Genomic DNA, 4,973 nt, shown 5'->3' with positions numbered 1-4,973 from the left:
AGTGATCAATCAAATAGTGGAATTGAGCATCTCCAACACGGCTGTCCGACTCAATATAACCTCTTTTATCAGTATGGAAACTTTCTAATTTTCCATTATCAAATCTTATTAGAAGTTCACTATTAGGAAATTCCCTTCCTCCTAATGAAATAGAAATAGAGCTTCCTCCCCAAGATGAAGGTTCATGACATGCAACGTATATTCTATTTCCTGAACCATATGTAACTTCAGATTCAGAAACTCCTTGTCCCCAACCAGAACGCCAAACATCGTCAGATGTCTCTGTTGTCCAAGCTAAAATATTTGAGCTTAAAAATATTGTAAGAAACCCCACCAAAAGATTTTTTTTAACTTTCATTTTCATCTACCCTCTTTCCAAATTTTCGAAACCAAGTTCGTCTAGAAATTCCCATTTCTATCCAAGGTTCTCCTAAAGATGGTCTACCACCACCTTTGGATTTTCTCCCACCAATTGATCCTTTTCTACTTTGTCTATCTATAAACTCTTGGTAGCAATAAGCATCGTTCTTCCAACAATACGTAGCAATACTCTTAGCAGTAGCTTTGACTTCTGAATAGGGTAATACTTCTAAAAACGTCTCATTTACGCTTAAACACTGTTTGGTGACGTCCTCTAGCCAAGTATTATAAACACCCCCTCTATGCGCTCTAACAGCCTTATATGCCCATTTACGCACTGTATCGAACATAGTGCAGTTACGCCCAAGCCCTGAAACTTCCTGTTTTTTGCTTAATTTCTTTGGTAATTCTACAAAATCGGCTAAATAATCGAGCGTATAAGCTTGTTCACTCCAAAAAGTGACACGCCAATCTTTATGAAATGGATTCTTCGTAATGAGATGACTGTAGCCAACGTCTGCGCCAAGTTTGTTGGCAAGTCCTGCTTGTACCTTTGATGCATAAGCTATTGCTTTTTGACTGCCAAATTCACTGGTACATAGTGGAATTTCTAATTTATAGCAGATATGCGCATGACCATTTTTTTGTGTTTGTGCTGTCCAATAGGGCATTGGCAAATTTTCGTCATGCCATGCCATGACTGCATCTGAACGATCTATGTCAAAAAAAAAGTAATGAAGCACACAAGGCTGGTTGCCTTGTATGTATTGCATGTTGATTGCCGTTTTTTTCGGTCTTATTTGTAAGCCATACAGTAAATCATCTGCACAGTATGGTTTATGAGCAAGATTTTCAAAAAAATCGCTTAATTGAGCGTTATTCACCTTTTGCAACGTCCTATATGTTGCAAATGCTCAAAACATCGGTAAAATAACAAGTAACTAATTTGCGTTTACCGATGCTTTAAGTATTTGTTAAACAATGAGAAAAAAGTAGGTTTGCAGACCTGCTTTTTTTTCGCCTAAAAGAAAATTTAACACAACTTTCATAGTTTTAAAAGTTATTGATTTTCTTCATTTTATAACTGAATTTTTGTCAATATATGGACAAAAATTCAGTTATATATTTCTCGAAGTATGTAGGATTCTTAGAATAAAAACCCGCTTTGCTTCTTCATCAATTTGAATAATTGCACGGTATGGGCTGTCAGAAATAAGCATTTCTCTTGTTCCTAGACTTCCCTTTTTCTTGGTTCGATTTGGTGAGAAATAGAGTGTTTCTAGCTGTTCAGTAATTTTTAGATACATGCTTTCAGCTAGTTTTTCACCCCATTTTTCGATGCCATATGCCAAAATTTCAATTAAATCTTGTTCTGCTTGTGGCAAATAGGAAACGTCATAACTCATCTGCTACGGCTCGCTACTAATTCTCGTGCTTTTTGCATCGCTGTAGCATGTACCGTTTTCATCGCTGTGGTTTCTGATGGATGAGATTTCAAAGCATTTAGAGCTTCTGCAATTTTTTCCTTTTCCCAATCTTCATAATCATCATCCTGAACATCGAAAAGGCTTTCTAAGTGAGTACCTTTCACATCTTTTAATGATAAGAAAACACCAACAGGGCGTTTATTTTTAGTCACTAAAACTGGCTCTCGTTGCATGGTATCGAGTAATTCACCAAAACGTGATTTTGCATCTTTTGCTGTAATAACTTGCATTTTAAAACCTCATAAAAGTAGGCGTTTTGTCTATTTTAAACTTTTTACTAGGGTAATCTAGGATTATTTTGTTGTTTCAACGATAAAACCCTCGATCTGCTTTGATTTCAGCCTGTTTTTCTTTCATTTTTTCGTTAATTCGCTGTTCAGCTCTCGTAATCTGCTGTTCAGATTGTTTAATTGTCGATTTTGACTGCTCAATTCCTCGTTCTGCACTCTCAATACTTGATTCTGATCGCTCAAGGCTTCGATCTGCTCGGTCTGTCTTTGATTTATTTCGCTTAGCTCGTTCAATTGCGTCTCTAACGAGTTCAAGATGATGTTGTAGCGATTCATAAAGTCGTTGGTCATATTGATTTCCTATTTCTCGATTTTCATTACTTTTTGGTCGCTGGTGTTCTCGAATACTTCCGCTTTTTTGCTGTTCTTGGCTACGATGAAATAGGTCTTCTTGTCCTTGCTCTCGTGAAATTCCACTGATCTCAATATCCGCTTTTCTAGTGGGGATTGGTCTAGTTCTAGATTGATCTCTGCTAACTCCTGTTTCTTGTCCTTGATCTGATAACCCAACCATACGTTCATCCCTAGAAATACGAGGAATAGCATAATCAGTCCGCCCAAAACTGCTCCCGTGAGAATATTCAAACGCAAAGCGTTTTTGATGCTCGGTTGTTGGTCTTTGATGATCTGTAAGTTTGATCTCAAAACGCTCTTGGTTTCCTCGTTGCTTGCTTTCAACAAGGCTGTGTAGCTTTCCAAGTGCTGTTTCGTAGCGTTCTCGGCTTGTTCTTTGATAATCCTGTCCTGCTCGGCTGTGTTCTTCTGTAAATTGTTTATCAAATTGTCGATTTTCATAAATTACGCCTTCTAAACGAATATTCCGCTTGCCGTCAGGATTCTTAATACTGATTGATCTATCTGTTTCTCTAGCAATCTCAAAGCCTGCACCCTTCAAGGTTTCAACTACATCTTGCCTATTTTGGATATTGCCATTACTAATTTGTTCAGCAATTGCGGTCCCGATTTGCTCTTTAATCTCTTTGACGCTTGAAGGTAGATTTTGGCTATTCAAAGTTTTAATTGCTTGAGCTTTCTCTGGTGCATGAGGATCTGTTAAGCCGTGCTCAAAATTGATGACTTGTTTCCAGTTTTCTACAAGTGGGCGGTCAGCTTGATCAAAATAAGGCTGTAATCTTTTTCCTGTACTTAATTCCACATTTGGAATGACGAAATTAAGCTCTAAACGCCCTTTATCAGTGTGTTCTATCCAAGTAATGTCATATTGGTCGCGCTCTAGCCCAGCAAGCAATGTTTCTTCAAAGCTCTGCATGATTGCTTCTTTTTGGTGTTCTTCGAGGTCTAATTCCTCAAATGAAAGCACTCCAACCGTATAGCGATTTTGGAAGTCTAAGTTATCTGCCAATCGTTGGGTTAATTCAGGATCTCCACTCAGTAAAACTGCACCAGGTCTATCCCTATCTTTGCCAAGTAGGTAGTCAATGGTTGCACCTGCACTACCACCGCCCTTATTTCCCAAAAATTTAACGATCATAGTTGGCTAAAATTCCTTGTAGTTGTTCTCGAATAACTGCCAACTCTGCAAAGGCTCTAAGTTTTTCTATATCAGATTCCACAGTATTTACTTGTCTAGCAATCTGATTGAGATTGCCCCCAATGCGTCCTAATGCTGCTAATAGCTGAGGATCTGCCGCTTTATAATTTCTTCTTTTATTTGGCTTCTCATCTAGACAAGTATTTCGAATCCAAGTTGCAAGCTCTCCACCTTCCATACGTTCAAGTAAGGCGTGATGTTCCGCTTCTGTTAAACGGACTTTGATTTCCTTATTACGTTTTATAAGCGTTTTTTCTTTCATAACAACTCATCAAATACTTAGTACTTTTGGGTTTTGGGATCGGCTTTTTTTCGTAAGAATTTTGGCTATGTTTCATGGCCATAAATCTTGCGGAAATAAAGTCGAAAAGAGGGTCAAGGGATTCTTCCCTTGCAAGGCACAAAAGGTAATCTAGCGAAGACTTTAGTTTTTGTCTAGAGTACCCTTTGTGTGTCCTTGCCCAATTTATAATAATCGAATATTATCGATCTCAAATTTAATATATGAGGATAATTAAAATGCAAAAAGAATCTCTACATGCATCAGTACAATACAATGATTGGTTAGGAACAGTTGCCTTAGATGATGCTCACACAAGCATACAAAGTCATTTTAATAGTAAAATTAATAATGAAAATATTTTAGGCATTAATGCTTATATACAATCTGATTTAGATCCTAACGAAATTAGACTTACTATCTATACTGGATTAGTAAATAGAGAGTTAAAAACTGGAAAACGAACAGACAGGAAACACCCTAAAGTAAAAGCATATAAAACGACATTAACAACTCAAGAATTTTTTAGATTATTCAAAAGAATTGATATAAAAATATTTGAAGATATCGAGGCTAGAAAAGATACGAAACTCACAGTAACAGAAGAAATAGAAATATAAAAAAAGTGTGCTCCGCACACTCCTTTGAGGAATAAACCTTAAAGGAGTAAAAATGTCTTATTTAAACTTAGTTAAAGTATTACTTCAAATATTAGAAATAATATTAAGAATACTAGAGTAGAGAAAAAAACAGCCCCTAAACTTAGATAGGGGCTGTTATCTGATTTAGGCTTGTTTAGTGCCATTTTTTCTTAATAAGAAAATCCCGATTTGCAGTCATTTCCTAATGCTTTTGTTGAGCCTTTTAAAGTAAAAGTAGATTCATAACCATTAGGAGCTCGAATATATACTTTTTTATGTTTTTTAAAGTGATCAATCAAATAGTGGAATTGAGCATCTCCAACACGGCTGTCCGACTCAATATAACCTCTTTTATCAGTATGG

General features: G+C 36.6%; 8 protein-coding genes. 1 reads left to right on the top strand and 7 read right to left on the bottom strand.

Features of this window, described 5'->3' with window-relative positions; translation table 11 throughout:
- From HX124_RS17615 to HX124_RS17590, 6 genes are all read right to left on the bottom strand, one after another.
- Positions 1-364 (bottom strand): YfjT/YkfB family phage-associated protein (locus HX124_RS17615; protein WP_286418735.1); only part of this gene is annotated, 364 nt, incomplete at its 3' end.
- Positions 348-1,244 (bottom strand): replication initiation protein, encoded by an 897-nt coding sequence (locus HX124_RS17610; protein ID WP_286384392.1) that lies wholly within the window; start codon positions 1,242-1,244, stop codon positions 348-350. The genes HX124_RS17610 and HX124_RS17615, both read right to left, overlap by 17 nt.
- A gap of 234 nt (positions 1,245-1,478) precedes the next feature.
- Positions 1,479-1,766 carry a type II toxin-antitoxin system RelE/ParE family toxin gene (locus tag HX124_RS17605; RefSeq protein ID WP_151778643.1) on the bottom strand — a complete coding sequence of 96 codons (288 nt, stop codon included), beginning with the start codon at positions 1,764-1,766 and terminating at the stop codon, positions 1,479-1,481.
- Positions 1,763-2,077 carry a type II toxin-antitoxin system Phd/YefM family antitoxin gene (locus HX124_RS17600; RefSeq protein WP_286384388.1) on the bottom strand — a complete coding sequence of 105 codons (315 nt, stop codon included), beginning with the start codon at positions 2,075-2,077 and terminating at the stop codon, positions 1,763-1,765. The genes HX124_RS17605 and HX124_RS17600 overlap by 4 nt, the downstream gene beginning before the upstream one ends.
- 76 nt (positions 2,078-2,153) lie before the next feature.
- The gene (locus HX124_RS17595; RefSeq protein WP_286384386.1) at positions 2,154-3,629 is read right to left on the bottom strand and encodes a relaxase/mobilization nuclease domain-containing protein; all 1,476 of its coding nucleotides are present in this window, start codon (positions 3,627-3,629) and stop codon (positions 2,154-2,156) included.
- Positions 3,619-3,951, bottom strand: a complete 333-nt coding sequence (locus HX124_RS17590) for a plasmid mobilization protein (RefSeq protein ID WP_286418734.1) — start codon at positions 3,949-3,951, stop codon at positions 3,619-3,621. The genes HX124_RS17595 and HX124_RS17590 overlap by 11 nt, the downstream gene beginning before the upstream one ends.
- 257 nt (positions 3,952-4,208) lie before the next feature.
- Between HX124_RS17590 and HX124_RS17585 the strand changes: the two genes are divergently transcribed.
- Positions 4,209-4,589 (top strand): hypothetical protein, encoded by a 381-nt coding sequence (locus HX124_RS17585; protein ID WP_286384394.1) that lies wholly within the window; start codon positions 4,209-4,211, stop codon positions 4,587-4,589.
- Between the two features lie 191 nt (positions 4,590-4,780).
- On the opposite strand, the gene HX124_RS17580 is transcribed toward HX124_RS17585, so the two are convergent.
- Positions 4,781-4,973: YfjT/YkfB family phage-associated protein (locus HX124_RS17580; protein WP_286418732.1), on the bottom strand; the 193-nt coding region annotated here is incomplete at its 5' end.

This window comes from Acinetobacter sp. 226-1 (assembly GCF_030329325.1).
Taxonomy (GTDB): domain Bacteria; phylum Pseudomonadota; class Gammaproteobacteria; order Pseudomonadales; family Moraxellaceae; genus Acinetobacter; species Acinetobacter sichuanensis.
Note: the sequence above shows the minus strand (reverse complement) of the source record. Positions and strands in the feature narration are given on the sequence as shown.